General features: G+C 57.8%; 23 protein-coding genes and 1 pseudogene. 5 read left to right on the forward strand and 19 right to left on the reverse strand.

Going from position 1 to position 24,241, the window contains the following annotated elements; genetic code table 11:
- Positions 1–100 precede the first annotated feature (100 nt).
- Both ACFFNA_RS27815 and ACFFNA_RS27820 read left to right on the forward strand, forming a co-directional pair.
- Positions 101–244, forward strand: a complete 144-nt coding sequence (locus ACFFNA_RS27815; protein ID WP_378923143.1) for a hypothetical protein — start codon at positions 101–103, stop codon at positions 242–244.
- A gap of 174 nt (positions 245–418) precedes the next feature.
- Positions 419–641, forward strand: a pseudogene (locus ACFFNA_RS27820) (transposase); the annotation flags it as partial.
- Between the two features lie 72 nt (positions 642–713).
- Here ACFFNA_RS27820 and ACFFNA_RS27825 read toward each other — a convergent pair.
- From ACFFNA_RS27825 to ACFFNA_RS27900, 16 genes are all read right to left on the reverse strand, one after another.
- The gene (locus ACFFNA_RS27825) at positions 714–1,151 is read right to left on the reverse strand and encodes a VOC family protein (RefSeq protein WP_378923144.1); all 438 of its coding nucleotides are present in this window, start codon (positions 1,149–1,151) and stop codon (positions 714–716) included.
- 227 nt (positions 1,152–1,378) lie between these two features.
- A complete protein-coding gene (locus ACFFNA_RS27830; protein WP_378923145.1) occupies positions 1,379–2,140 on the reverse strand; it encodes a methyltransferase domain-containing protein in 762 nt (253 codons plus the stop codon).
- A 144-nt stretch (positions 2,141–2,284) separates the two neighbouring features.
- Positions 2,285–4,231 carry a rhamnan synthesis F family protein gene (locus ACFFNA_RS27835; RefSeq protein WP_378923146.1) on the reverse strand — a complete coding sequence of 649 codons (1,947 nt, stop codon included), beginning with the start codon at positions 4,229–4,231 and terminating at the stop codon, positions 2,285–2,287.
- Between the two features lie 67 nt (positions 4,232–4,298).
- Positions 4,299–6,251 (reverse strand): rhamnan synthesis F family protein, encoded by a 1,953-nt coding sequence (locus ACFFNA_RS27840; RefSeq protein ID WP_378923147.1) that lies wholly within the window; start codon positions 6,249–6,251, stop codon positions 4,299–4,301.
- Positions 6,252–6,310: 59 nt separating this feature from the next.
- On the reverse strand, positions 6,311–7,369 hold the full coding sequence (locus ACFFNA_RS27845) for an NAD-dependent epimerase/dehydratase family protein (RefSeq protein ID WP_378923148.1): 1,059 nt from the start codon (positions 7,367–7,369) through the stop codon (positions 6,311–6,313).
- A gap of 138 nt (positions 7,370–7,507) precedes the next feature.
- Complete coding sequence (locus tag ACFFNA_RS27850; RefSeq protein WP_378923149.1) at positions 7,508–8,422, reverse strand: lysylphosphatidylglycerol synthase domain-containing protein; 915 nt, start codon at positions 8,420–8,422, stop codon at positions 7,508–7,510.
- A complete protein-coding gene (locus ACFFNA_RS27855) occupies positions 8,409–9,389 on the reverse strand; it encodes a glycosyltransferase family 2 protein (protein ID WP_378923150.1) in 981 nt (326 codons plus the stop codon). The genes ACFFNA_RS27850 and ACFFNA_RS27855 overlap by 14 nt, the downstream gene beginning before the upstream one ends.
- Before the next feature lies 1 nt (position 9,390).
- Entirely contained in the window at positions 9,391–10,089 is a 699-nt protein-coding gene (locus ACFFNA_RS27860; RefSeq protein ID WP_378923151.1) for an O-methyltransferase, read from the reverse strand.
- The gene (locus tag ACFFNA_RS27865) at positions 10,086–11,819 is read right to left on the reverse strand and encodes a hypothetical protein (protein WP_378923152.1); all 1,734 of its coding nucleotides are present in this window, start codon (positions 11,817–11,819) and stop codon (positions 10,086–10,088) included. The genes ACFFNA_RS27860 and ACFFNA_RS27865 overlap by 4 nt, the downstream gene beginning before the upstream one ends.
- A gap of 286 nt (positions 11,820–12,105) precedes the next feature.
- Positions 12,106–13,458, reverse strand: a complete 1,353-nt coding sequence (locus tag ACFFNA_RS27870) for a class I SAM-dependent methyltransferase (RefSeq protein WP_378923153.1) — start codon at positions 13,456–13,458, stop codon at positions 12,106–12,108.
- 21 nt (positions 13,459–13,479) lie between these two features.
- On the reverse strand, positions 13,480–14,361 hold the full coding sequence (rfbD, locus tag ACFFNA_RS27875) for a dTDP-4-dehydrorhamnose reductase (RefSeq protein WP_111542364.1): 882 nt from the start codon (positions 14,359–14,361) through the stop codon (positions 13,480–13,482).
- A complete protein-coding gene (gene rfbB / locus ACFFNA_RS27880; RefSeq protein ID WP_378923154.1) occupies positions 14,358–15,428 on the reverse strand; it encodes a dTDP-glucose 4,6-dehydratase in 1,071 nt (356 codons plus the stop codon). Before rfbB ends, rfbD begins: the two co-directional genes overlap by 4 nt.
- 22 nt (positions 15,429–15,450) lie before the next feature.
- Positions 15,451–16,005, reverse strand: a complete 555-nt coding sequence (gene rfbC / locus ACFFNA_RS27885; RefSeq protein ID WP_378923155.1) for a dTDP-4-dehydrorhamnose 3,5-epimerase — start codon at positions 16,003–16,005, stop codon at positions 15,451–15,453.
- A complete protein-coding gene (gene rfbA / locus ACFFNA_RS27890) occupies positions 16,006–16,887 on the reverse strand; it encodes a glucose-1-phosphate thymidylyltransferase RfbA (RefSeq protein WP_111542366.1) in 882 nt (293 codons plus the stop codon). It abuts the gene before it with no gap.
- Between the two features lie 132 nt (positions 16,888–17,019).
- Positions 17,020–18,045 carry an NAD-dependent epimerase gene (locus ACFFNA_RS27895; protein WP_378923156.1) on the reverse strand — a complete coding sequence of 342 codons (1,026 nt, stop codon included), beginning with the start codon at positions 18,043–18,045 and terminating at the stop codon, positions 17,020–17,022.
- A 37-nt stretch (positions 18,046–18,082) separates the two neighbouring features.
- A complete protein-coding gene (locus ACFFNA_RS27900; RefSeq protein ID WP_111545976.1) occupies positions 18,083–18,673 on the reverse strand; it encodes a biotin transporter BioY in 591 nt (196 codons plus the stop codon).
- 124 nt (positions 18,674–18,797) lie between these two features.
- Between ACFFNA_RS27900 and ACFFNA_RS27905 the strand changes: the two genes are divergently transcribed.
- Positions 18,798–19,706 (forward strand): MBL fold metallo-hydrolase, encoded by a 909-nt coding sequence (locus ACFFNA_RS27905; RefSeq protein WP_378923157.1) that lies wholly within the window; start codon positions 18,798–18,800, stop codon positions 19,704–19,706.
- Positions 19,707–19,717: 11 nt separating this feature from the next.
- Here the strand turns inward: ACFFNA_RS27905 and ACFFNA_RS27910 are convergent, their stop codons facing one another.
- Together ACFFNA_RS27910 and ACFFNA_RS27915 are read right to left on the reverse strand one after the other, a co-directional pair.
- Entirely contained in the window at positions 19,718–20,503 is a 786-nt protein-coding gene (locus tag ACFFNA_RS27910; RefSeq protein WP_378923158.1) for a DUF1499 domain-containing protein, read from the reverse strand.
- Positions 20,504–20,658: 155 nt separating this feature from the next.
- A complete protein-coding gene (locus ACFFNA_RS27915) occupies positions 20,659–22,287 on the reverse strand; it encodes a fatty-acid--CoA ligase (protein WP_111546016.1) in 1,629 nt (542 codons plus the stop codon).
- Positions 22,288–22,477: 190 nt separating this feature from the next.
- Here ACFFNA_RS27915 and ACFFNA_RS27920 point away from each other — a divergent pair, with 190 nt between their 5' ends.
- Both ACFFNA_RS27920 and ACFFNA_RS27925 read left to right on the forward strand, forming a co-directional pair.
- Entirely contained in the window at positions 22,478–22,834 is a 357-nt protein-coding gene (locus ACFFNA_RS27920; protein WP_111545979.1) for a hypothetical protein, read from the forward strand.
- A gap of 147 nt (positions 22,835–22,981) precedes the next feature.
- The gene (locus tag ACFFNA_RS27925; protein WP_378923159.1) at positions 22,982–23,371 is read left to right on the forward strand and encodes a DUF427 domain-containing protein; all 390 of its coding nucleotides are present in this window, start codon (positions 22,982–22,984) and stop codon (positions 23,369–23,371) included.
- A gap of 40 nt (positions 23,372–23,411) precedes the next feature.
- Here the strand turns inward: ACFFNA_RS27925 and ACFFNA_RS27930 are convergent, their stop codons facing one another.
- Positions 23,412–24,152, reverse strand: coding sequence for a polysaccharide deacetylase family protein (locus ACFFNA_RS27930; protein WP_378923160.1), 741 nt, complete (start codon positions 24,150–24,152; stop codon positions 23,412–23,414).
- Positions 24,153–24,241: the final 89 nt, after the last annotated feature.

The raw sequence follows: 24,241 nt of genomic DNA on the forward strand, positions 1-24,241 counted from the left end.
TTGCTACAATCTGTCCGGAAAGTCGTCCGATGGCTCGATCGACCACTTGGTGCCTGAGCCTGAGTATCATGGCAATCCGATCAGTGACTCAGGATCTTTGGTGACCTTCCACTATGGCTACGACCTTCCCGAACGGATTTATTCCTGGTCTGCAATGGACGTGGAAGTTCGCCGTTTCCATGATCACCACTATGGGATCATTGGCGATTTTACGGAGGTTTACATCTGCAGAAAACTGACCTGAGATCCCAGTTTCCTCCCATTTTTCGGAGGAAACTTCGGGCTCAAGTCAGGCCAATGTGTGCGCCTTTTCCGCTATCCGCCATCACGCCGGGAATTTGGTTTGAGATCGCCCTTATGCTGCGATAGATCGGCCTGAGTATTTTGAACAGGATAGGCGATCTGAACGTAAGCGTCCGGCGCCTTCGCCAATATCCCGGCAAAGGCAAACCGCAAACGCAGCTTCCCCTTCAGCACCTTCCTCTATCGCTACCGCAACCTGGTCGACGGCTTCTTTGGAAAACTCAAGAGCGCGAGAGGCTTAGCTACCCGATACGACAAACGCGCCGACAATTTCCTTGCCCCCATCAAGCTCTTCGCTACTCGTATCTGGATTAAAAGCTTATGAGTCTACGGCCTAGTCTAACAACGGACCCTTTGTGAGACACGCTCGCTGACATTGGTCGCCCTTCGTCATTGTCGTCGTATTGCGCTCAGCTGAGTTCTTGGGCGAGTCCGATGAGAAGCCCTTCAGGCCCGCGGATGTAGCAGAGCCGATACACGTCTTTATACTGGACTACTTCGCCTACGAGCTGCGCGCCGCGATTGCGGAGTCTTTCAAGCGTCTCGTCGATGTCGTCCACGGCGAACATGACGCGGAGGTAGCCTAGGGCGTTGACCGGGGCGTTGCGGTGATCCGCGACGGCAGGCGGCGTGAGGAAACGGGATAGCTCGAGCCGGCCGTGGCCGTCCGGCGTGCGCATCATGGCAATCTCGACGCGCTGATCGCCCAGTCCAGTGACACGTCCGGCCCATTCTCCTTCGATCGTGGCCCGCCCTTCGAGCTCAAGGCCCAGCTCGCGAAAGAAATCAATCGTCCCTCCGAGGTCATCGACGACGATTCCTACGTTGTCCATCCGTTTGAGCGCCATGTGTCCAATCTACAGGTGTCGTCTAGGCCGTAAACCTCATGAAACTGCTTGCCAGGTGAGCAGATGGTTGATTCAGGGCTCTGGAACGGAGCCTTGTGATGCGTCACCGGTTTGATCTGACGGATTTTGAGTGGTCGCTAATCGAGCCATTGCTGGCGCAAACGTGTACGAAGGCCGGCGCCGCCATCGACACTGCGGGTACCATGATATCAGCGGACAGCGTACATCTAGTCAGTTTTCGGCCCCAACCGTCGCTTCAAGATCGCGCAGAATTCAAAGGTGTTGTGCGGCGTGGAATAGACACGCTCGACTTCCAGCTCAATGAGGCCGAGATTGGAAAGTGCCTCTATTCCCGAGCGGAAAGTTTGGGGTGTAAATTGCCATGCGTGAACATCGATATAGGCCCCGCCGGAATTGTCATACGCACTCATGGCCGAAGAAACAGTCGTCAGGTCATGCCGAAATTTTGGTACCCCGTGATCGTCGATCCAATGGCGAACCGGGTCATTATGCGTGGTTAGAGCTATGTGTTCGATGACGCTCTTTGCGCTGTGAACCCTGTTGCCCCGAGCGTTGATGAAATCTGCAATTGAACTCTCTGGAATGAAATGATCGAAGCAGTAGCGCTTGTCCGGGATAATCAGGAGGTATCTGCCCGTCGGCACGAGAATCCTCGCGACCTGGTTCAGATGGCGGATCAGGTCTGGTTGATGCTCGACACAGTGACTGCTTAGGCAAAAATCAAACGTCTCGTTTACGATGCTCAAGTCGCCAGTGGCGGAAACATAGTGGATATCGACGGGGCTGGAGTAAACATAGCCGATCGCATCCGCCCGCTTGATCAGTCCCTTTTTGTCCATGACTTCGAAGTATTTTACATGTGGACCGCGCAGGGTTGGATTCGTGAAAGGCCCCACCTCAAGGGTTGATTTGTGACCAACAAGGGAAGCGAGATCGTTTCGGTTGAACTCTGGCGGAGCGGCGTCCATGTTGAATTCCTCGGTTAGTTCGGCTTCATGTGGCACGCTTGGGATTTGCCGTAGCGGCCGCGCTCGAGGCTGAAATTCCACCGATGGATGAGTGGATTGGCGCCTGGGGCGGATGATTCCAGGGAAAAGCGCGAATCTTTCCCGCTATCCGCCATTGCGCCGAGAATTTGGTTTTAAGACCGCCCTTATGCCGCGGTAGATCGGCCTTAGAATTTTGAACAGCATAGGCGCTCTGAACTTGAGAGAGCTTTTGATGGCAAAACTGAGTTCAGCCAGAGAGCTCTTCACCGACGTCAGCGTCGCAGGCGTCTGCATCGCTGGCATCTGCATCGCTGACGCTCCCAAGGGATAACCGGCGTTCTTCCACGCAGACAACAGCTCATAGTGCCGCTGAAAGTCGTTAAACGGCAACGCGCCGACAAGCTTTTGCATCTTGAACTCGAGCATGGCGTAGTTGTGCGCCGCCTGATGCGCGCACACAATGTGCTGCGTTGTGTAACCCGCATCCTGGGCCGTATAGGCGATCAACCGCTCCAGCGCATGAGCCAGACCGCCGTCGACATGATGCGGTTCGGCATTGAAGTCTTCCCATTTCCACTTGTGTTCGAACAATTTGCGCAAGGCGCGCGGGCGGAACCAGAACATGGTGCCATAGGCAGCCACCGGAGTGGTGTCATCGAACTTGACGTCGATCTTCAACAGGCGTGCGGTTTCCTCAACCTTGGGCCTGTTGGCGAACCAAACATGCCCCATGGTCGGATACGAAATATGAATCATCGGCGGAACGGCGACCCCGATCGACGGGTTGTCGTGAAACATGTCCAACACGTTGTGCACGTAGCCGCTTGTATTGAGCAAATTGTCGAGCACATGCCGCTTGAACAGGTTGCCCCTCGACGCCTGCACCTGAGGCGATTTCTTTGTATGCAAACGGCAGACGAGGTCGTAGCGATCGTCGATGAACAGATCGCGGAAGGTGATGAAAAGCGACGACATATCACGACCGCGGTTCTGTTCGACAACGCGGACGATGACCTTCTTCACGCCAGGGCGCTTTGCCAAGATTGCTTCAATCTCGGCCTTTTTTTCCGGAGTGTTCGTGGTGGCAATGAAATCATAGGGAACCGGGATGTTCCCGGTCAGATCCAGCATCTCGTCAAGCATATCGGTGTAGTAAATATGCGCGCAGACGGCCACCTTGCCATAGTCGGCAGCGGCATCATCGTCTTTGGTCCGTATGTCGGGCAGGACACTCATCAGCGCCGCATTGGTGTTGAGATTCCTCAACTCCGAAGTGCGTAAAACATTGCGCCAAATCAAATTGACGTCGTAGTCGGATGTCTCTTTAAGTATCCGCAAAGCGCGCGGCAAATCGACCGGGTTATGCTCCAAAAAAGTCGGATCATGAAAAAACAGACGTCGCTTTAGAAGAGGGAAGCGATTGATGATTGTCTCGTCCACGTTAATGAACGCTGGGTAGTGTGAGCCATAATCGTCCGGATCAACATAAGCTTCCGCCGAATAGCCTAGATCTGTAAAATGCTTGGTAAACTGTGACTCGTGAAGCAGAACAGCATCGGTGTAAGTTTTTACCTCCGGCAGATTCTCCCAGTATCTTTTGAAGGCGCGTGACTTCAACATATCTTTCCGCATAGCGACGAAGTACGTTTGGAGATGCCAAGGCAGATAACCCGTTCCGGTAAATGGGTTTGGTGTCATTTCCCGATGGGCAGAACTGCCCCAGAAATCACAATTCCGTCCTTCCATCTCCGAAAACATTTCCGAAAAGGGGAAAATAGGTCCGTAGCAAGTATCGTTCAGAAGGATAAGTTCGTCATACTCAGAAAGAGCATCAAAGCCGATGGCTTCCATTCCGGCCTTGTATCCCCCGACATCGAATCCCTCGTTCTCACGGATCAGAAGCTGGTCACATACCTTTTCAACCGCGACTTCCGAATGCTTGGTCAGGTCTCCGTTGGAAACGACAACAATCCTCTCCACGAACTCTCGCAATTTTTCGAGCAGAAAGATGACATAGTCATCCACAATTCCGCGTTCGTCGTAGAGAGAAAATACGGCAATACGATGCACCTTGATGCTCCTACAATTTATACCGTAAACTTCATGTCCATGATAATTATTATTGTCACCGAATGCGCTATTCATTACGCTGATAGTTTTGTTTTAATACGCCCCTCGCGCCGCGATAGAATGGCCTTAGTATTGTGAACAGTATCGGCATTCTAAACTTCAGAGAGCTTTTGGTCGCCAGATTGAGTTTAGCCAGAGATCGTTTTACCGACGGCGACGGCGACGGCGGCGCCACTGGCGCCTGCGACATTGGCGCCTGCGCTCCCAAGGGATAGCCGGACTTCTTCCACTCAGACAACATATAACACTGGTTCAGGAATTCGGCCGACGGCATCATGCTTGCAAGCTTTTGCAGTTTGAACTCCAGCATCGTGTAATCGTGCGCCGCCTGATGCGCGCACACAATGTGCTGCGTTGTGTAACCCGCATCCTGGGCCGCGTAGGCCATCAACCGCTCGAGCGCATGAGCCAAATCGCCGTCGTCAAAATACGGTTCGGGATCGAACTCTTCCCATCTCCACTTGTGTTCGAACAATTTGCGCAGGGCGCGCGGCCGGAACCAGAACATGCCGCCATAGGCAGCCACCGGAGTGGTGTCATCGAACTTGACGTCGATCTTCAACAGGCGCGCGGTTTCCTCAACCTTGGCCTTGTTGCCAAACCATGAGTGCCCCATGGTTGGAAATGAAATATGAATCATCGGCGGAATGGCGAACCCGATCGACGGGTTGTCGTGAAACATGTCCAGCACATTGTGCACGTAGCCGCTTGTATTCAGCAGATTGTCAAACATATGCCGTTTGAAAAGGTTGCCCTTCGACGCCTGCACCTGAGGCGTTTTTTTGCTATGCACGCGGCAGACAAGGTCATAACGATCGTCGACCAGCAGATCGCGCGTGGAGATGAAAAACGCCGACATGTCGCGACCGCGGTTCTGTTCGACAACGCGGACGATGGCCTTGTTTATGCCAGGGCGCTTTGCCAAGGCGGCGTCAATCTCGGCCTTCTTTTCAGGCGTATCCGTGGTGGCAATGAAATCATAGGCAACCGGAATGTTCTCGGTCAGATCCAGCATCTCGTCGAGCATATCGGTGTAGTAAATATGCGCGCAGACAGCGACCTTGCCGTAGTCGGCGGCATCGTCTTTGATCCGCTTGTCCGGCAGGACGCTCATCAGCGCCGCGTTGGTATTGAGATTCCTCAATTCCGAAGTGCGTAAAACATTGCGCCAAATCAAGTTGAGGTCGTAGTCGGATGTCTCTTTAAGTATCCGCAATGCGCGCGGCAAATCGACGGCATTGTGCTCCAAGAAAATCGGATCATTAAAAAAAAGACGCCGCTTTAGCAGAGGAAAGCGATTGATGATTGTTTCGTCCACGTCGATAAATGCTGGATAGTGCGAACCATAGTCATTTGGGTCAACATATGCTTCTGCTGAATACCCTAGATCAGTAAAATGCTTGGTAAACTGTGACTCGTGAAGCAAAACAGCATCGACGTAAGTTTTTATCTCCGGCAGATTCTCCCAGTACCTTTTGAAGGCCCGAGATTTCAGCATATCTTTCCGGATAGCGACCAAGAACGTCTGGAGATGCCAAGGCAGATAACCCGTTCCGGTGAATGGGTTTGGTGTCATTTCCCGATGGGCGGAACTGCCCCAGAAATCACAATTCCGTCCTTCCATTTCCGAAAACATTTCCGAAAAGGGGAAAAGAGGCCCGTAGCAAGTATCGTTCAGCAGGATAAGTTCGTCATACTTGGAAAGTTCATCAAAGCCGATGGCTTCCATCCCGGCTTTGTATCCCCCGACATCAAATCCCTCGTTCTCACGGATCAGAAGCTGGTCACATACCTTTTCCACAGCGACTTCAGAATGTTTTGAAAGATTCCCATTGGAGACAACAACAATTCTCTCAACCAATTCTCTCAGCTTTGTAAGCAGAAATATGACATAGTCGTCTGCGATGCCACGCTCATTATAGAGCGAAAACACGGCAACCCGACGCAATACAGAGCTCATTCCTCGTCCCCTCAAGAAATCCAGATCGCCAAACCAATTCTAGATGTAAGGTCCAAATTTTAGCCGAGCTGTTTATCTATCCATTCGGAAAGCTGGCCGATCCCCTCGTCCACACTTTTCAAAGGTCGCCATTCCAGTTCGCGGACCGTCCTGTCAATGTTGGCGACAGCGCAGCGCACGTCGCCGTTGCGGAACATGCCGTTGACGTGCGGCTCCGGCGCTCCATACCGCTTTGCGATGATCCTCGCCAGATCGAGAACCGTGGTCTTGGAGCCAGTGCCGACATCATAGGCGAACGATTGCGACAGATCTGTTCTCGTGGCCTTGTCAATCGCCGCGGCGACATCGTCGATGAAAACGAAGTCCCTTCCGATATCCCCGTCTTCATAGATCGGGATGCTCTTTCCTTCCTTGGCCATCCTGATGAACAACGACACAATTCCCGTGTAGCTATTCGTCAGGGATTGGCCGGGACCATATACGTTCTGAAGGCGCAGCACGTTGACGGTTGTTCCGAACGAAAGAGCCCAAGCTCGCAATATCTGTTCCTGGGTTAGTTTGGTTGCTCCGTAGATGCTGGTTGGATTCGGTATCGTTTTTTCCGCGTCCATGGGGAGAGGTTCGAGCCCGGGAAAATCCCACTCCGCGCGTTCAAGCTGCTGCTTCGATCTCTGACCCGGATAGGTTACCTCTCCTGGATTTCTGGACCGCCATGCCCCTTCTCCGTAGACGGCGCGGCTCGAAGCCAGGACAAAACGCTCAGGAACATGCGATGCCGTGGCGAAGGCATCCAACATGCGGGTTGTGCCAAGGACATTTGCTATCGCGTGGCGAGAGGCCTCTGTGAGCGACTGTCCCGTACCCGTTTCAGCCGCCAGATGCACCACAATCTCAGGTCGGGCCGTGTCCAATGCCTGCGCCCAGGTAGAAGCCTCGGTCACATCGGCAACCATCAGTTCAACGCGAGGATCAAGTTCGGCGGGACGCTTTCGCTCAGCGTGAATCTGCGGATGCAAACTGTCGATGACAATTACACGCCCGAAACGATCCGCCAATTTGGCGGACAACGCGCATCCAATGAATCCGGCTCCACCGGTCACCACACATGTTTTGGACATTCAAGCCGCATTCCATGTTCCATTAACCAGGCTGTTCGTTATCAGCGTCAATCTCATTTGAACAGGTATAGAGCATCCGCTCCAGTCGAATTGGATTTGAGGTGTCGCATTCGATAGTCACGCGCAATACTATGCGCTCTAATCTGGTTCCGCGGTCCATTTTCGATAGCCAAACTCCCCAGCCGACAAGAGAACATCGCCCAGAAGAGTGATGACCCGATGCGCAACTGCAACGGCGGTGGCCGCAGCCGCGGGTATGCCGATCGACGAAAGACCAGCGATAAAAACGGCTTCTCTCACACCCAAACCGCCGGGAGCCCCAGGTACAACAAAACCAAGCAACCAACCGGCGGCTGAGACCCCGATCACCATCTGCCACTCAATCGTGGGTCCGTACAGCACATGGACAAGGAGGACGACGATCAAGCCATTGGCAAGGAAAAAAAGGCCATAGCAAGCGACACTGATAGCAGCCATCGAAAATGCGAGGTGTTTTTGGCTCTGCTTGAAATATCGGCCCGCGACAAGGGGGGCAAGCATGAGGGCCGCCAGGCCGGCACCGATATAGACCGCGGAGGCAAGATAGCGGCTTATTCCGTAGTCCTCACCGATTTTAAGCAGGAAAGAGAACGAGAAAAGGAGTGCTACGCTTCCGGAAGCGAGGACCATCAAAACGATCTCCATCACCTGCGCGTAAGAAAGCGCATCCTTTGCGGCACCATATCGAGCCGCCAGGACAAAGCGTCCGACGAGATGGATTACGTTGGTTGGCAGATATTTGTAGACTTGGGTACGCGCGAAAACGCGCATTGCACGGACCGGAGAGATTGCCTTTTCTCCGACCGAAACCAACAGGGTGAACCAGGCGAGCCCCACAAGCTGCAGAGCGAGTGCATAAAGAAGCGCACAGGCCACGACCACGACAATGAACCGGGGACGCTGCAGCATCTCGGCGAGCTGGTCAGCGTATCCGTAGACGGAGCGTATGACAAAGAACATTGCCGCGACGGCAATGACAGCGCCGCCGGCACGAATGATCCTAGAGTTCGGCACGAGCGCCGATCGGCTTCACAGGCAGCCTGCCGTCGGAACTTGCAATTTCGGCGACAATGCCCGGGTCGCGATCGCCACGGGTCGCAACAATCAACTCGGCGACCATGCCGAACAGCGTGAACTGCACACCGACGATCATCAAGAGCGTCGAAACAAGCAGCAACGGCCGGCCGCCAATGGCTTCACCGCCAAACCACCGCGCGCAGAGAAACAAGAAAATCAGAAAGCCGATCGAGAAGACGGCCACACCCAGACCACCGAAAAGATGGCCGGGGCGCGAATTGAACTTCGTGATGGTCACGACTGTAAGCAGGTCCAGGAAACCCTTCAGGAGCCGACCAACCCCATATTTGGATTTTCCAAATCGGCGTGGGTGGTGCTGGACGACGATCTCACTGACCTTGAAACCAGTCGCATAAGCCAAGGCTGGAACGAAGCGATGCAGCTCACCATAGAGGCGAATGTTGTCGAACACCTCGGAGCGGTAGGCTTTGAAGCCGCAGTTGAAATCGTGCAAGCTGACGCCGGTGACCTTCGCCGTCACTCGATTGAACAGCTTTGAAGGCAGCGTCTTGCCGAGCGGATCATGGCGCACCTGCTTCCATCCCGAAACGACATCGAAGCCCGCTCGGATCTCGTCCAGAAAACGTGAGATTTCCTTCGGGTCGTCTTGCAGGTCTCCATCCATCGTGACGATGACATTGCCCGACGCATTGGAGATCCCTGCCTGGAGCGCGGCTGCCTTGCCGAAATTCCTCCGAAGCCGAACGCCTTTCACATGGGGGTAAGCCTTGGTGGCGGCCAGAATCTCCTTCCAGGTATTGTCGCGGCTCCCGTCGTCAACAAAGATAACCTCCTTGAGCGAGGCAGTATCGATCTGCTCAAAGGCCGCCTCGATCTGGCCAATCAAAGCCTGAACAGTGTCTTGCTCGTCCTTTACAGGCACCAGTATCGATACGGTCTGCACGTCAGGCCCTCTGCGTCAAAATGGAGGTCTGGCTGGGGAATGGCAATGCAGGCGCAAGCCCCCGTGTCACGCGCTCCTGCAGGCCGCAAGAATTGATGGCCTGGCGATATTCGGGCCTGTTGCTGTTGTCGAACAAAATCATACCGCCCGGAGACAGGCGGCTAACCGATTTCGCCAGGCAGGAAACCCTTGCCCGGCCGTCGATCACAATGAGGTCGAAGGTGCCGTCGACCCGATCAATCGATGACACGTATTGATCGAACGAGCATTCCGTATATCCCTTTCGATTGGACCTGGCCTTGCTGGAAGCGGAAGCGGCTACTGGCTCCACAACTCGCACGGCGATGTTGGGATAGGCGCCAAAAATGCCGCCCATGGTCTGCGCGAACGGAGCGTCATGCTCGACGGAATCGACGGAGCCGCTTCGTTTCGCCAACCAAACGGTGCTGGCGCCAGCACCAAATTCATAAATACGAGCCTTGTGATTGCGCGAGGCCAGAAAAATATTCACGGCATCAATCGCGGAGAATGTCCACCATGGCATGTCAAGCCGAACCAGGTCGGCGCTGTCGTAGATGCCGAACAGACTTCTGATCCAGAGGGCAAAGCGGCTGTTCGACCGCTCCAACGCCGCAAGTAATCCGCAGCGCTCAGCTACTTTCCTGGCGAATCTTACGACGCTTACATAGGTATTTTTCAAAACTGGATTCCAACCCCAGGGGCCTGCAATCTCGTCCACCCGGACGGCGTAGGCAAAACTGCATATATCAATCGGGAAGCGGGGCTAGCCGGCACACGTCGAAGATCTATGTAGCCACTCCAGCCATAGTCGTCACGCCCTCGCCCGAGGAACTTTGCCACGTCCGGCCGATGCGCTCCTCCCAATCCCAACCCCACGACCGTTCCCGTGCCGTCAACGAAGGCAATGCAGCGGTAGGTGGAAAGAATATCGCTGCCCAGCAGTGGGGGCCATCTGTTCGACGTGTCCGCGGCCCAACCGGAGACGCGTCCCCACTGCGGATCTTGTATTTTGGACACGGCATCGATGTAGCCCGTCAAGCTGTTCGGCTGGGTGGGGATTGCCAGCTCCGCGCCGAGCGCGGGGCAGCCAAAATCCCTGCCGTCGAACGGGACATGATTGAATTTCCTCAGATTGTCTTCGACATTATAGTAATCAACCCCAGCCCATGTAACGTATTGCATCATGTCGGGGTCTTTGACGCCGAGCGACAATGCCAATGTTGCGAGATCTTTTCCTTCAGCCCTGACAAGAGCCGCCTGCACCCGCGGCATGCCGTTGACGACGATTACCGCGGCTGCCGCCACGAATATCGCGATCGACAGACGACGATTGAAATCAACGCGCCACACCAGACATGAAACTGCTCCAAACAGTCCGACCCAAAAAAGCGCTGGGAGGGTTGCATATCTGCTGGCTAAGGCTGCCGCGTCTCCTCCCATATTCGATCGACCAATAGCCGCCAACACACTCGACATGACGGCATAGGCCATGATCGCAATCCAGAAGGCTGATCGATACCTGCTTTCGCCAGGCCGCAAAAGGCAAACCCCGACGATCAGAGCGGCCGCTCCAATTCCGATCGCGCCCAACGGAATTGCGGTTGACTCGGTTGTGACGATGCCGCCACCAATGAATGTCAGGCAAAACAGTGCAATCTCTATTGGATTGAAATCGCGTGCGGGGTGATAGTCGGGGACCTTCTGATACACTGCGATATAAATCACGAAGGCCAAGCCCACCGCGAAAATCAAAATACCGAGCCGCCGCGTCTTGGCGGTGCAAAATCCCTGGATGCCGATCGCACACAATGCGGTCAGGCCCGTGCTGTAAAATTGCGTGGCAATGACAGCCAATGCTATCGCAGCCAGATAACCCAGCGGCATATCTTTTTCGGTCGACTGCCAAAAAGCCAATACAGCCAGCACGGTGAAGAAATTTGCGCCGATCCAGGCTACCCCACTCATGCCAACAAAGAAATTGTGTGCGGCGAGTGGACTGAACACAAACACCGATACGGCTATCCCGACGACCAATGCTTCAAGCCAGGACCGCGCAGAGAGCGAGAGTGCGCCTGAAAAAACCAGCGCTATGAGAAGGGAGAACACGACAACAGTGACCGAGAGGCCGATATTGTCGCCGTGGGTAAGATGAAAATTCAGCAGATAAAACAGTTTTGCGCCGGCAATGATATGCTCGTTTGCCGTTACATACAGGTCCGACAGCGTTGGTACCCCGTCCAGCGATCGGACCATTGAAGCGAAAATGCCCCAATAGTCGTTATCCGGAGCACCTCTCGCCTGCACCGTCAGGAGGAGCGCAACCAGGAACACCGCGATCGGACCAACAGACGCGATCGCGAAAGCGGGGGTTGAACGGCTGACAGAGAGGGTGCGAACGGTGGCCGACATTAGTCCTGCAGTCCTGCGTTTGCTGTGTATTGCCTTGCGTTGGTGTAGGTGGCACCTCGCACACACCGCCAGACTGCGCAACCAGAAATTCGACGGCTTGGCAAGCAGACTGCTGGATAGGTCCGGTGTGCGTCCCAAACGCCACAAGCCGGCGCGACTGGAACGATCAGCCGTCGCGCGAATGAGAAAGCATATCCGGTGGCTTGATGTTGGCCTGTTCTGAAGAAACGGATTTCCGATGGAGAGGCTAAGAGCAGAGCTGCCTATCTCCAATTCAATTTCGCTTTCAACGAAAAACCGCAGCGACCCTTTTCAATAGCCACCTGATATTCACGGATAGCGCTCGCAGGGGGCTGGTTATTCGCCAGCTCGTTGAGTCCTTGAACTCTTGAACGACCCGTTCGTTTTGCTCTATTCTTGCCTGGAGCGCAGTTGTCACCGCTTGCGCTCGTGCGATTTCGTTGTCGCGCTCGGCCCGCAGCACATTCGCAGTCGCGTGCGCAGCCGATATTTCTCCTTGCAAAACCTGGATCTCTTCAACTCTCTCGACGAGATGTGCCTCCATCCGTGCGATCTGGTCGCGGCCTCCCTGGAGCTGTTCGCGTATCTCGGCTACCTCGCGGGAGAGTTCCTCTATGCGCGCCCCGCGGCTCGTCACCAACGCCCGGTTGGTCTCGATTTCCTCCTCCATGGTCGTCGACGCTAGGGACCATGGGTTTCCGGTTTGATCGCGCGCTTTGCTTGTCGTGCCGTCAAGAGAAACCATTCCCCTGTCGGCAAGTGCAACCTGGCCTTGCACATCGCGAACCCCGAGAGAATTTTCCTGACTTGGCCGCTTGGTTACAATACAGAGCGAGTTCAAAAACTCGACGGAATGAATGGATGCCAGCGAAGCTTCCCCGAATACGATTTTATACCTATCGGAGAAAGTGGCTAAAGCATCCGCCCGAAAGCGGGGCAGTCCCCAATGCTCATGGTTGACCACATCGAGCAGGCGCTTGAAGAACGACATCGACGAAAGAGGATCATAGAGACCGCCCTCGAATTTCTGCCAGTAACTGCAATGCAAATCTTCCGCTATGTAAACCCCTCCATCAGAAAGATGAGGGAAATAACGGGCGAAAGAGCGCACTATGTCTGACGATGTATGCGATCCGTCATCAATTATGATGTCGAATGTCGCGGATTTCGTAACAATTTTTCTTTCTATCTCATCAGTATTGGCATCGCCGATGACCACAGCGATCTTCTGATCGTCGAAAACCAGGCCGCTGCAGGCAGTGTCGATATCGCAGCCAAGAATAAGCTCCGAATTCGGGAAATATCGCGGCCAAATTTCGAGCGAACCACCGTTTTGAACGCCAATTTCCAGCAGTCGAACCGGCTTGTTCCGATAGTCCAAAAAAACGCGGTCATATGCGTCCAGATAGGTAGACCATTTGTCCGACACTTTGCCGCTATGGGCATTGTACAGGTCGCGAAGTGAAGGGGTAAGCGCTCCAAACGGCGTGGCATGCGCCTTGGCCCGAACGCTCGCCGGCACTCCGTCGACCGCCTCTAGGGCGGCTGCCTCTGGGCCGACAACCTGTGGGCCGGCCTCTGCATCGCGCATGTTTTTCGGTGACGGGTCCTTCTTCATGCCCCAGGCCCATCCCGTCTCTCAGACCAGGACACGACGCGCCACCGCTTCAGTCGACAGCCGCCAGTCCGGCGCATTCCATCCGAAGACGGAGGCGAATTTCGCGCTCGATAGCCGGGAATTGGCGGGGCGTCGCGCCTTGGTCGGGTAGTCCATCGTAGCAATGTCCCTTACCCGCGCCCAAGGACCACCAGACACTCGGCTTGTGTCCAGGATATGGCGGGCAAAGCCGCTCCAGTTGGTCTCGCCTGTGCCGGCCAGGTGATAGACACCGAACGCAGTGAAGCTCTTGTCGCCGTGCAGCATCGCCGCCGCATGCAGGATTGCGTCGGCGATATCAAGCGCGGAGGTGGGATTTCCCCACTGATCGGCTACCACCGAGATCTCATCTCGGTCGGCGGCAAGCCGCAGCATGGTCTTGACGAAATTCTTGCCGAACGGGCTGTAGACCCATGCCGTGCGCAGGATCAGATGGCGCGGGTTGGCGGCTGCCACCGCCTGTTCGCCGGCAAGCTTGGAGGTACCATAGACGCTGCGCGGTGCGGTTGCGTCGGTTTCGACATAGGCGCCAGAAGCGCTGCCATCGAAGACATAGTCGGTCGAAAGATGGATGACGGGAATGCCAAGCTGCGCTGCGGCTTCGGCCACCTTGCCGGCGCCGACAGCGTTCACCGCGAATGCCAGATCGGGCTCATCCTCGGCCTGGTCCACGGCGGTGTAAGCGGCAGCCGACACGACGATATCCGGCTTCGCGGCCGCAATGGCGTCGATGACGGTGTCGGGGTTTGCCAGGTCGAGCTCCGGACGGCCAATGGCGACGACTTCCACGCCGGCACGCCCCTGGCCGGCCTCCAGAAGGCTTGTCGCGACCTGGCCTTCGCGACCGGTGACAACGAGCCTCACGCGGCACCCTTGCGCGCTTCGCCCAACCTCTCACCGGCATAGCGCTCTTCGCGGATCGGCCCCCACCACCATTTGTTGTCGAGAAACCAGTCCACGGTTCTCGCCAGGCCGCTGTCGAAATTCTCCTTGGGCGCCCAGCCAAGCTCGCGACCGATCTTGGAGGCGTCAATGGCATAGCGGCGGTCATGGCCCGGACGATCGGTGACGAAAGAGATCAGATCTCGATAGCTCTTGCCGCCGGCCCGCGGACGGCGGCGGTCGAGCAGATCGCAGATCGTCTCGACGACGCCCAGGTTCGTCCGCTCCGAATTGCCACCGACATTGTAGCTCTCGCCTGGCGTGCCCTTGGTGGCAACCAGCTCCAGCGCGCGCGCATGATCCTCGACGAACAGCCAGTCGCGCACATTGGCGCCGGCGCCATAGACCGGCAGTGTTTTTTCGTCGAGCGCGTTGAGGATGACCAGCGGGATCAGCTTTTCGGGAAAGTGATACGGTCCATAATTGTTCGAACAATTGGAAAGCACGACCGGCAGGCCGTAGGTTTCGTGCCAGGCCCGCACCAGATGGTCCGAGGCCGCCTTCGAGGCGGAATAGGGCGAAGACGGCGCGTAAGGTGTTTCCTCAACGAACAGACCGCCGTCGAAAGGAAGATCGCCGAACACTTCGTCGGTCGAGACATGATGGAAGCGGAAGCGGTTTTTCTTGTCGTCTGGAAGGCCGCGCCAATATTCCAGGGTGGCATTCAGAACCTTGTAGGTGCCGACGATGTTGGTCTCGATGAAGGCGCCGGGTCCGTCGATCGAGCGATCGACATGGCTTTCGGCGGCAAGGTTCATGACGATGTCGATTTCGTCCCGATGCAGAATGTCGAGCACCGCCCTCTCGTCGCAGATATCGGCATGAGCGAAGCGGTAATTGTGTGCATTCTCGATCGGCCGCAACGAGGCCAGATTGCCCGCATAGGTAAGCTTGTCGAGATTGGTCACGCGATAGGCCGGGTTGGCGCACAGATGCCGGCACACCGCCGAGCCGATGAAGCCGGCGCCGCCTGTCACTAGAAAATTCATGCTGCTGTCCTCATACAACCCATCAAGCAAACACCTCGGCGGCGGCCAACACCGGCGCCTTGAGGTCCTTGTCCGAAAGCTGGAACCCGCCAGCCAATGACGGCCAGTCGATGCCGATGGCAGGATCGTCGAAACGGATCGAGCGGTCGTGTTCGGGCGAATAGGTATCAGTCACCTTGTACAAGACTTCGGTGTCCGGCACGAGCGTCACGAAGCCATGCGCAAAGCCCTTTGGCACCAGAATCTGGTTGCCCTTTTCAGCGGTAATTTCGAGCGCAACCCATTTTCCGAAGGTTGGCGAGCTACGGCGAATGTCGACTGCCACGTCCAGCAGCGCACCCCGGGTGACACGCAGCAGCTTGTCCTGAGCTCGCGGCGCAAGCTGGTAGTGAAGCCCGCGCAGGACGCCTGCCGCGGCGGAATAAGAGTGATTGTCCTGTACGAAACGCAAGTCTATGCCGGCCTGCGAAAAGCGTTCGGCATGATAGGTTTCGACAAAGAAACCGCGGGCGTCGCCATGTCGTTTCGGAATGATTTCCAGCACGCCTTCGATGCCAAGGGACCTGACCTCCAGCATTTACTCCTCCAACCGCTCGACGACACGCCGGCGCAGATAGGCGGCATACTCGTTTTTTCCCAGGCGGGTGGCGCGCCGGAGGACATCGTCCGCCGTCAGCCAACCCTGTTCGAAGGCGATTTCCTCCGGGCAGGCAACCTTGATGCCCTGGCGATGTTCGATCGTGCGCACGAAGGAGGACGCTTCGTGCAAGCTGTCATGGGTGCCGGTGTCGAGCCAGGCGTAACCGCGCCCCAACCGGTGCACATGCAGCTGGCCACGATCGAGATAGACGTTGTTGACCGCCGTGATCTCGAGTTCGCCACGCGCCGACGGGCGGATCGCGGGGGCGATGTCAACGACATCGTTGTCATAGAAATAGAGACCGGTGACAGCCCAGTTGGATTTCGGCTGGGCTGGCTTTTCCTCGATTGTCAGGGCAGTTCCGGTGACCTTGTCGAAGGAAACGACACCATAACGTTGGGGATCCTCGACATGATAGGCGAACACCGAAGCCCCCTTTTCGCGCGATGCCGCTGCACGGCAGAGCTGCGACAGGCCTTCGCCGAAATAGATGTTGTCGCCCAGGATCATCGACACGCTGTCCTTGCCGATGAAGTCACGGCCGATGATGAAGGCTTCCGCGAGCCCGTTGGGTTGCGGTTGCTCGGCATAGGACAGCTCAAGCCCGAAGTTCGATCCGTCGCCAAGCAACTCGCGGAAAACCGGCAGATCCCGCGGCGTCGAAATGATCAGAATTTCACGGATACCCGCGAGCATCAAAACGCTCAGCGGATAATAGATCATCGGCTTGTCGTATATCGGAAGGATTTGCTTAGAGACTGCCAACGTTAGCGGATAGAGCCGCGTTCCGCTGCCTCCAGCAAGGATAATTCCTTTCAAGAAGTTCTCCTTGACATGCCTGAACCCCCAGCCCCTGACATAAACCGCTCGTGCTTAGGTTCCATGCAATGGCTTGTCAATCTCGGCGCTGGACAAACGGCCGGACTATTTCGCGCCGAGATGCGACCTCAGCTAGGTCAGTCCAAAATACGCCTGGTACCAATCCACAAACCGCCCGACCCCCTCGGCCACCGTCGTCGTCGGGCGGTAGCCGACCGCCTGCTCCAGCGCCGATGTATCGGCAAAGGTATCGGGCACGTCGCCGGCCTGCAGCGGCAGCAGTTCGATGATGGCCTTTCTGCCAAGCGCGTTTTCCAGCGCCTCGACATAGGCGGCCAGCTTCACCGGATTGTTGTTGCCGATGTTGAAGATGCGCCAGGGGGCGCTGCTGGTGGCCGGATCCGGGCGGCTGGAGTCCCAGGCGGCATTGCGGGCAGCCGGGCTATCGCTGGCCCGGACGACGCCTTCGGCGATGTCATCGACATAGGTGAAGTCGCGTGTGTGGTTGCCGTTGTTGAACAGCTTGATCGGCTCGCCGGCAAGAATGCTTCTGGTGAACAGGAAAAGCGCCATGTCCGGGCGCCCCCATGGACCATACACCGTAAAGAAGCGAAGCCCGGTCGTCGGCAGCCCGAACAAATGGCTGTAGCTATGCGCCATCAGCTCGTTGGCGCGCTTGGTCGCGGCGTAGAACTGCAGCGGATGATCGGCCGGCCGGTGCTCGGAAAACGGCATGTCGGTGTTGGCGCCATAGACACTCGAGGTGCTGGCATAGGTCAAATGCGCAACAGCGCTTCTGCGGCAGGCTTCGAGCATGTTGGTGTAGGCGATGATGTTGCTTTCGACATAGGCATGCGGGTTTTCCAGGCTGTAGCGAACCCCGGCCTGGGCGGCGAGATGGATCACCCGGTCGAATGCGTGCTCGGCAAAGCAGCCGTCGACCACGCTCTTGTCGGCGAGATTGCCGCGGATGAAATGATAGCCCGCATTGGTCTTGCGGCTCGTTTCCTCCAGCAGCCGCAGCCTCGCCTCTTTGATCTGCGGATCATAGTAGCTGTTGACGCTGTCGATGCCGACAACCTCGTCGCCGCGCTCCAGCAGGCGCTTCGATACGTGATAGCCGATGAAGCCGGCTGCGCCGGTGACCAGAACCTTCATCCGAAGCGCCCGTCCGGTCCTCGATCTCTCCCGGGGTTCAGTCGCGCTTCAGCAGCGACCACACGGCCGGCACCAGGCTTGCCGCCAGGGCAACCTTGATCAGATCGCCGACGATGAACGGCACGACGCCGAACTGCCACGACTTTTCGGGACCAATCAGCAGCGCCAGCCAGGCAAAGCCCATGGCCATCATGACGACTTCGGCAACCAGCATCGCGTTGAAAAGCTTGATCGGGTGGCGGTCCCAGCCCCGATCGGCGGCCCAGCCGACAATCGCCGCCATGACCACGAAACCGCCGAGATAGCCGCCGGTCGAGCCAAGCATGTAAGCAATGCCGAGACCCTTTTCCGGGGTGCTCTGGAAGACCGGAAAGCCCATCGCGCCCTCCGCCATGTAGAGCAGCACGGTGGCGACGCCGAGACGCATGCCGAAGGCGGCGGCGATCAGGAGCACGGCCAGCGTCTGCATCGAAATGTCGACCGGCCCGAGCATCACCTTGGTCTTGGCCGACAGGGTCAGCAGCAGCGTTCCGGCGATCGCCAGGAAAAGCTGCGTTGCCAGCCGCGCCGCGCCCTTCTGCGGCAAAGCCAGAGAGACAAGCGGACGCATCGTTGTTGCAATTGCCATCGTATTTCCCCAATCCGATTGCCGCTATCTCATGTTCGCGGCCTCGCGTTCTCCTATATTGGCTTGCGTGTTATGCGGCAATCGGTTTTGCCGCCTCCTCAAACAAAGCACCGATGCACCTGCCATGGCTCTCAAATTCGAAACCGGCTTCGATCCCGCCTACGGCCAGGCGGTGAGTGTCGCGCCTGATATCCAGCGCATCACGGCCCGCAATCCAAGCCCCTTCACTTTTCACGGCACCAACAGCTACATCGTTGGCCGCGATACGCTGGCGGTGATCGATCCGGGGCCGGATGACGAGGCGCATCTGCAAACCCTGCTCGATGTGATCGCCGGCCGGCCGGTCAGCCATATCTTCGTCAGCCACACGCACCGCGACCATTCCCCGCTGGCGGCCCGGCTGAAAGAGCGCACCGGCGCCGCCGTTCTGGCAGAGGGACCGCATCGCCCTGCGAGACCCTTGCACATCGGCGAGACCAATGGGCTCGACGCCAGTGCCGACACGGCTTTCGTTCCCGATATCGCATTGCCCGACGACAAGGTGGTCGACGGCGACGGCTGGTCGATCAGGACGGTTCTGACCCCGGGCCACACCGCCAATCACGCGACATTCGCGCTGGAAGGAACCGGGATCCTGTTCTCGGCCGATCATGTCATGGCATGGGCGACGTCCATCGTCGCGCCGCCGGATGGGGCGATGGCCGACTATATGGCCTCGCTGGACCGGCTGATCGAACGCGGGGACCGCCTGCTGCTGCCCGGACATGGCGGGCCAGTAACAGCACCACGCGGTTTCATGCGCGGGTTGAAGACGCATCGCAAGATGCGCGAGCGCGCCATCCTGGAGCGGGTCAGAGCCGGCGACCGGACGATCGTGAACATGGTCAAGGCGATCTATCGCGATACCGACCCGCGGCTGCACGGCGCTGCCGGATTGTCGGTGCTTGCCCATCTCGAGGACCTGGTGGGACGTGGTCTGGTCGTGACAGACACCGCACCGGCCATTGACGGCATTTTCACGCCGGCCATATAGCCCGCCAAGCTTCATTCGGCCGGAGCCGCGCCAACCTGACCGGCGACTTCCTGGTCGAGTTCGGCGAGGAAATCGACGATACGCGCGGCATTGTCGCCGAGGTCGTAGCGGCCGTAGCGAGAGGCCGACCGCATGTCGACGATGATGGTCTCCCCGTCGTCGGTCACACGGATCGCGACGTCGGCGGGAAGACCCAGGACGAAGCCCTTGGCCACCGCCGCAATCGTCACCTCGGTTTGCCCTCTGAGGTCCGGATAGGGTTCGGAAAGGTCCCAATCGCGCTGGTCGAGCACGGTCTCGACGGCATCCACGACAGTGTCGAACGGCAGATCGTAGCTGCGTCCGCTGACCAGCGGATAGCTCTCGGTCTGCAGCCGCTGTTCACCGGGCGTGGATGGGGAGAGCACATTCATGTCTTTCGTCCGGTCGCTCACGTCGAGCGCGGGTGGATTGTCGAAATCCGTCGAGATATCCCGGAGCGGCGGATAGATTGTCGCCCAGTAGGCGGCAACGCCATAGGGTGCCAGCACCAGCAGCGCCAGCAAGACGCCGACTGTCAGGTCACGACCGCCACGGTCGCCGAAGTTCCACAGCCGCGAAAAGGCAAACCCGGCAAACAACAGCGCCAGGGCGGCCAGCAGCGCAACGATACCCATCACCCACAGGAAAACAGGTGTTTCGACGAGGTCGAAGCGATGGCCGACGAAAGCGGTCAGCAGCAGCACCGCCGAAAAAGCTGCGGTGCGCCGCGACCATCCGGCCGCCCTCGACGTCTGCCGTTCAGGAATACTTGCCATCGATTGCCGCACCACCCCACCCGAACGGAGACTTAGAGCGGTTCATCGTTTCACGGAAACGACGAACCGCTCTATCTCATTGTTTTGACGCAATTCCTCGAATTGCTCTAGAACCTTTTGGTGGCGGCTTGAAGCCGAAAGACGCAACATTCCCGTCAATCCGTCGGCAAGCGATAGTCCCTGAATTGCTGACGCAAGGTGATCTTCTGGATCTTGCCAGTGGCGGTGTGCGGTATTTCGCCGACGAAGGCGACATCGTCCGGCATCCACCATTTGGCGACCTTGCCATCCATGAAGTCGAGAATGTCAGCCTTGGTCGGTTCCTTGCCCGGCTTGCGAACAACGACCAGCAACGGCCGCTCGCCCCACTTCGAATGATGGACGCCGATGGCTGCTGCCTCGGCGACATCGGGGTGACCGACAGCCAGGTTCTCGAGATCGATGGTCGAAATCCATTCGCCGCCCGACTTGATGACGTCCTTGGCGCGATCGGTGATCTGCATATAGCCGCCGGCGTCGATGTGAGCGACGTCGCCGGTGTCGAACCAGCCGTCCCCGTCGAACTGCTCCGGGCCGGCACCGCCATAGTAGGCACGGGCAACGGCCGGTCCGCGCACCTTCAAGCGGCCAAATGTCTTGCCATCCCAGGGCTGCGCGTTGTTGTCGTCGTCGGTCACCTTCATTTCGACGCCGAAGGGCGGGTAGCCCTGTTTCTGCTGGACATCAAGCCGGGCTTCACCCTGGAGACCGGCATAGTCCGGCTTCAGGGTGCACAGGGTGCCGAGCGGCGACATTTCGGTCATGCCCCAGGCATGGATGACCTGGACATCGTAGTTCTCCTGAAACTTCGACATGATCGCGCGCGGGCAGGACGAGCCGCCGATGACGACCTTGTTCAGATAGGGAAGCTTCTTGCCGGTCTCCTCCAGATGCTGCAGAAGCATCATCCAGACGGTCGGCACGGCGGCGCTGAAGGTCACCTTCTCGGTGTCGAGCAATTCATAGATCGAGGCGCCGTCCATCTTGCAGCCGGGCATGACCAGCTTGGCGCCGATCATCGGCCCGCTCTGGCCAAGGCCCCAGGCATTGGCGTGGAACATCGGCACGACCGGCAAGATCGTATCGCGTGACGACAGCCCCATGGCATCGGGCATGGCGGCGATCATGGCATGCAGCACGTTCGAACGGTGGCTGTAGACGACGCCCTTCGGATCGCCCGTGGTGCCCGACGTGTAGCACATGCCGGCGGCCGTGCCTTCGTCGAAGGTCTTCCAGGCGAAGTCGCCATCCGCCTCATCAAGCCATTCTTCATAGGCAACCACATTCGGCAGTGTCGTCTGCGGCATGTGCGCCTTGTCGGTCAGCACAATCACCTGTTTCAACGACTTGACGGCACCGGCGATCTTCTCGAGCAACGGCATGAAGGTCAGGTCGACGAAGACAGCCTTGTCCTCGGCATGGTTCATGATCCAGACGATCTGCTCGGGAAACAGGCGCGGATTGAGCGTATGGTAGATGGCGCCGATGCCCATGATGCCGTACCAGGCCTCGATGTGGCGTGCAGTGTTCCAGGCAAGTGTGGCGATGCGGTCGCCCAAGCGATAGCCGTCACGTTCCAGCCGCTGGGCGACCTTCAGGGCGCGACGATGGATGTCCGCATAGCTGGTGCGCACGATCGGCCCCTCGATCGAGCGCGATACGATCTCGCGCACGCCATGCTGCCGCTCGGCATTGTCGATGAGCTTATGGCAAAGCAGCGGCCATTCCTGCATCAGTCCGAGCATTCGTTCCTCCCTACGCTTTTGCGTTGTGCTTTTCGTGCCATTGTGGAGCGAACCGGCGGATTGTCCAGCCACCAGCACAGGCAAGCGCTGCATTGATCGGCATGACCGAGAGAACCGCCACAATCCGGCCATCGTCGGCGTTAAGCTTCGTTAACGGGCAAGGGGCGATTGGCGACTGAAAGAGGTTCGCATGGACGCGCAGCTCGACGACAAGGCCCTCGAAAATACGCTCGCCGAAAGTCTGGCCGATCTGGGGCCGGATACAAAGACTGTTTCCGAAGACGAATTTGTTGAAGTTGTCGGCGGCGCACTCGAAGCGGTCGGCGGCACGCTGCTGTTCAAGATGTGCGTCCAGAACGAAGGCGAAGGCCAGCACGTCGCGGCCGCATCCATCGGCGACGGTGGCAATCGCCAGTTCCTGCTGCTCACCTTGCCAACCGGTGGTGGCCCCTTGAAGGTCGAGACCGCCTCGAGAAGCAGCAACCCGGTGGCCGGTATCGCAGCCGCCTATGCCGGGCTCATGGATGCGTTCAAGACCGCCGCCTGACCGTCGCGGCGGACGAGGCCATCTTCAAAAGCCCAATCGGGCTCCACCAGGCCTGGGCCAATGGTTTTTGCGGGTTGCATGGCGACATCGGGCCTTGCGCAAAGCGCTTGCGCGACACACGTTAAGGCCGAGGCAAGGAGAACCCGCATGGATCAGATCGCCAACCCGGCACCCGGTTTTCAGCGAAATCCCGACAAGGTCATCACCATCGAGCCCTATGTCGGCACCGTTACGGTGCGTGTCGGAGACACGGTTATAGCTTCATCAACGAAGGCCAAGGTGCTGACCGAGCCCCCCTACCCCGCGGCCTTCTACATTCCGTTCGCCGACATCGATTTCGGCAAGCTCAGCAGCACGGAACACTCGACGCATTGTCCCTACAAGGGCGATGCCAGCTATTGGAGCGTGCTGCCTGCGGGCGAGACCGGCCTGAACGCGATGTGGGCTTACGAGCAGCCTTTCGACGAAATGGCTGAAATCCGCGACCACGGCGCTTTCTACGCCAGCAAGGTCACCATCGAAGCCAAACCGGGCTGATCTTCAAAAGCAACGAGAGCGCTTTACGCCTGGCTGCCGGTCAGTCCGTGGTGCCGTGATTGCCGAAGCCGTCGGCATCGTCGAGCCGCACGAAGGTCAGGCCCTTGGCTTTGAGCGCCAGAAGCCCCTGCACCACGCCTTCGCCGGCAGCATGGGTCGGCTGGTTTATGTGCGAGATAATGACGTCACCATCCTTGGCAGCCGCAATGCGCCGGGCGGTTTCCTTGGCGCCTAGCAATGAACCCCCGTCGCCGTTTATCGAGAATCCGGCGATCTTGAAGCCAAGCTTGCGGATCATGGCGATTGCCGACGGGCTGTATTCGGCGGTCGCGCCACGAAACCATTTCGGCGCCGGCTCGCCGGTCTTGGCGAGGGCGGCGGCGCCCGACTCGACCTCGGCCAGCACGGCGTCAGGGCTGCCGGCGCTGCGGATGCCGTAGATCTGCTGCGGCGTGTCGACCGCCGGGATATGATGGCCGCCGTGATTTTCCAGCTCGAAGAGGTCGGGATGCGCCCGCATGATCTCGACCGCAGCAGCGTTTCGCTTCAGCCAGATGCCGGTCACGAAAATGGTGGCGGGGATCTTGTTTTCGACCAGTGCCGAAAGGATCCGGTTGTCGGTCTGTCCACCGCAGGCATCGAGCGTGAGCGCAACGCGGCCGGCTCCGCTTGCCTCCGACCTGATGTGCAATGTGGGCTCGACGAGCGGCGCGGCATGGCCGCTGGACACCACGGCCAACGACATGGCGATCATGCAGAGATTTTTTTGCAGCAGGCGCATCAAACCGAATTCCCGACCGGTGCTTTCAAGCAGGCATCCCAAGACCCGCATGAAGGCGAAAATCGGGATGGTGCATAGCAGAAAAGCGC

The organism is Mesorhizobium kowhaii (genome assembly GCF_042431665.1).
Lineage (GTDB): Bacteria > Pseudomonadota > Alphaproteobacteria > Rhizobiales > Rhizobiaceae > Mesorhizobium > Mesorhizobium kowhaii.

Bases quoted from the DNA above. Each gene is read 5' to 3' on its own strand.
- ACFFNA_RS27930 (WP_378923160.1), bottom strand. From the start codon at position 24,152: ATGCGCCTGCTGCAAAAAAATCTCTGCATGATCGCCATGTCGTTGGCC.
- ACFFNA_RS27920 (WP_111545979.1), top strand. From the start codon at position 22,478: ATGGACGCGCAGCTCGACGACAAGGCCCTCGAAAATACGCTCGCCGAA.
- ACFFNA_RS27910 (WP_378923158.1), bottom strand. From the start codon at position 20,503: ATGGCAAGTATTCCTGAACGGCAGACGTCGAGGGCGGCCGGATGGTCG.
- ACFFNA_RS27905 (WP_378923157.1), top strand. From the start codon at position 18,798: ATGGCTCTCAAATTCGAAACCGGCTTCGATCCCGCCTACGGCCAGGCG.
- ACFFNA_RS27825 (WP_378923144.1), bottom strand. From the start codon at position 1,151: ATGGCGCTCAAACGGATGGACAACGTAGGAATCGTCGTCGATGACCTC.
- ACFFNA_RS27900 (WP_111545976.1), bottom strand. From the start codon at position 18,673: ATGGCAATTGCAACAACGATGCGTCCGCTTGTCTCTCTGGCTTTGCCG.
- ACFFNA_RS27915 (WP_111546016.1), bottom strand. From the start codon at position 22,287: ATGCTCGGACTGATGCAGGAATGGCCGCTGCTTTGCCATAAGCTCATC.
- ACFFNA_RS27895 (WP_378923156.1), bottom strand. From the start codon at position 18,045: ATGAAGGTTCTGGTCACCGGCGCAGCCGGCTTCATCGGCTATCACGTA.
- ACFFNA_RS27865 (WP_378923152.1), bottom strand. From the start codon at position 11,819: ATGTCGGCCACCGTTCGCACCCTCTCTGTCAGCCGTTCAACCCCCGCT.
- ACFFNA_RS27830 (WP_378923145.1), bottom strand. From the start codon at position 2,140: ATGGACGCCGCTCCGCCAGAGTTCAACCGAAACGATCTCGCTTCCCTT.
- ACFFNA_RS27870 (WP_378923153.1), bottom strand. From the start codon at position 13,458: ATGAAGAAGGACCCGTCACCGAAAAACATGCGCGATGCAGAGGCCGGC.
- ACFFNA_RS27840 (WP_378923147.1), bottom strand. From the start codon at position 6,251: ATGAGCTCTGTATTGCGTCGGGTTGCCGTGTTTTCGCTCTATAATGAG.
- rfbB (WP_378923154.1), bottom strand. From the start codon at position 15,428: ATGAATTTTCTAGTGACAGGCGGCGCCGGCTTCATCGGCTCGGCGGTG.
- ACFFNA_RS27845 (WP_378923148.1), bottom strand. From the start codon at position 7,369: ATGTCCAAAACATGTGTGGTGACCGGTGGAGCCGGATTCATTGGATGC.
- rfbC (WP_378923155.1), bottom strand. From the start codon at position 16,005: ATGCTGGAGGTCAGGTCCCTTGGCATCGAAGGCGTGCTGGAAATCATT.
- ACFFNA_RS27925 (WP_378923159.1), top strand. From the start codon at position 22,982: ATGGATCAGATCGCCAACCCGGCACCCGGTTTTCAGCGAAATCCCGAC.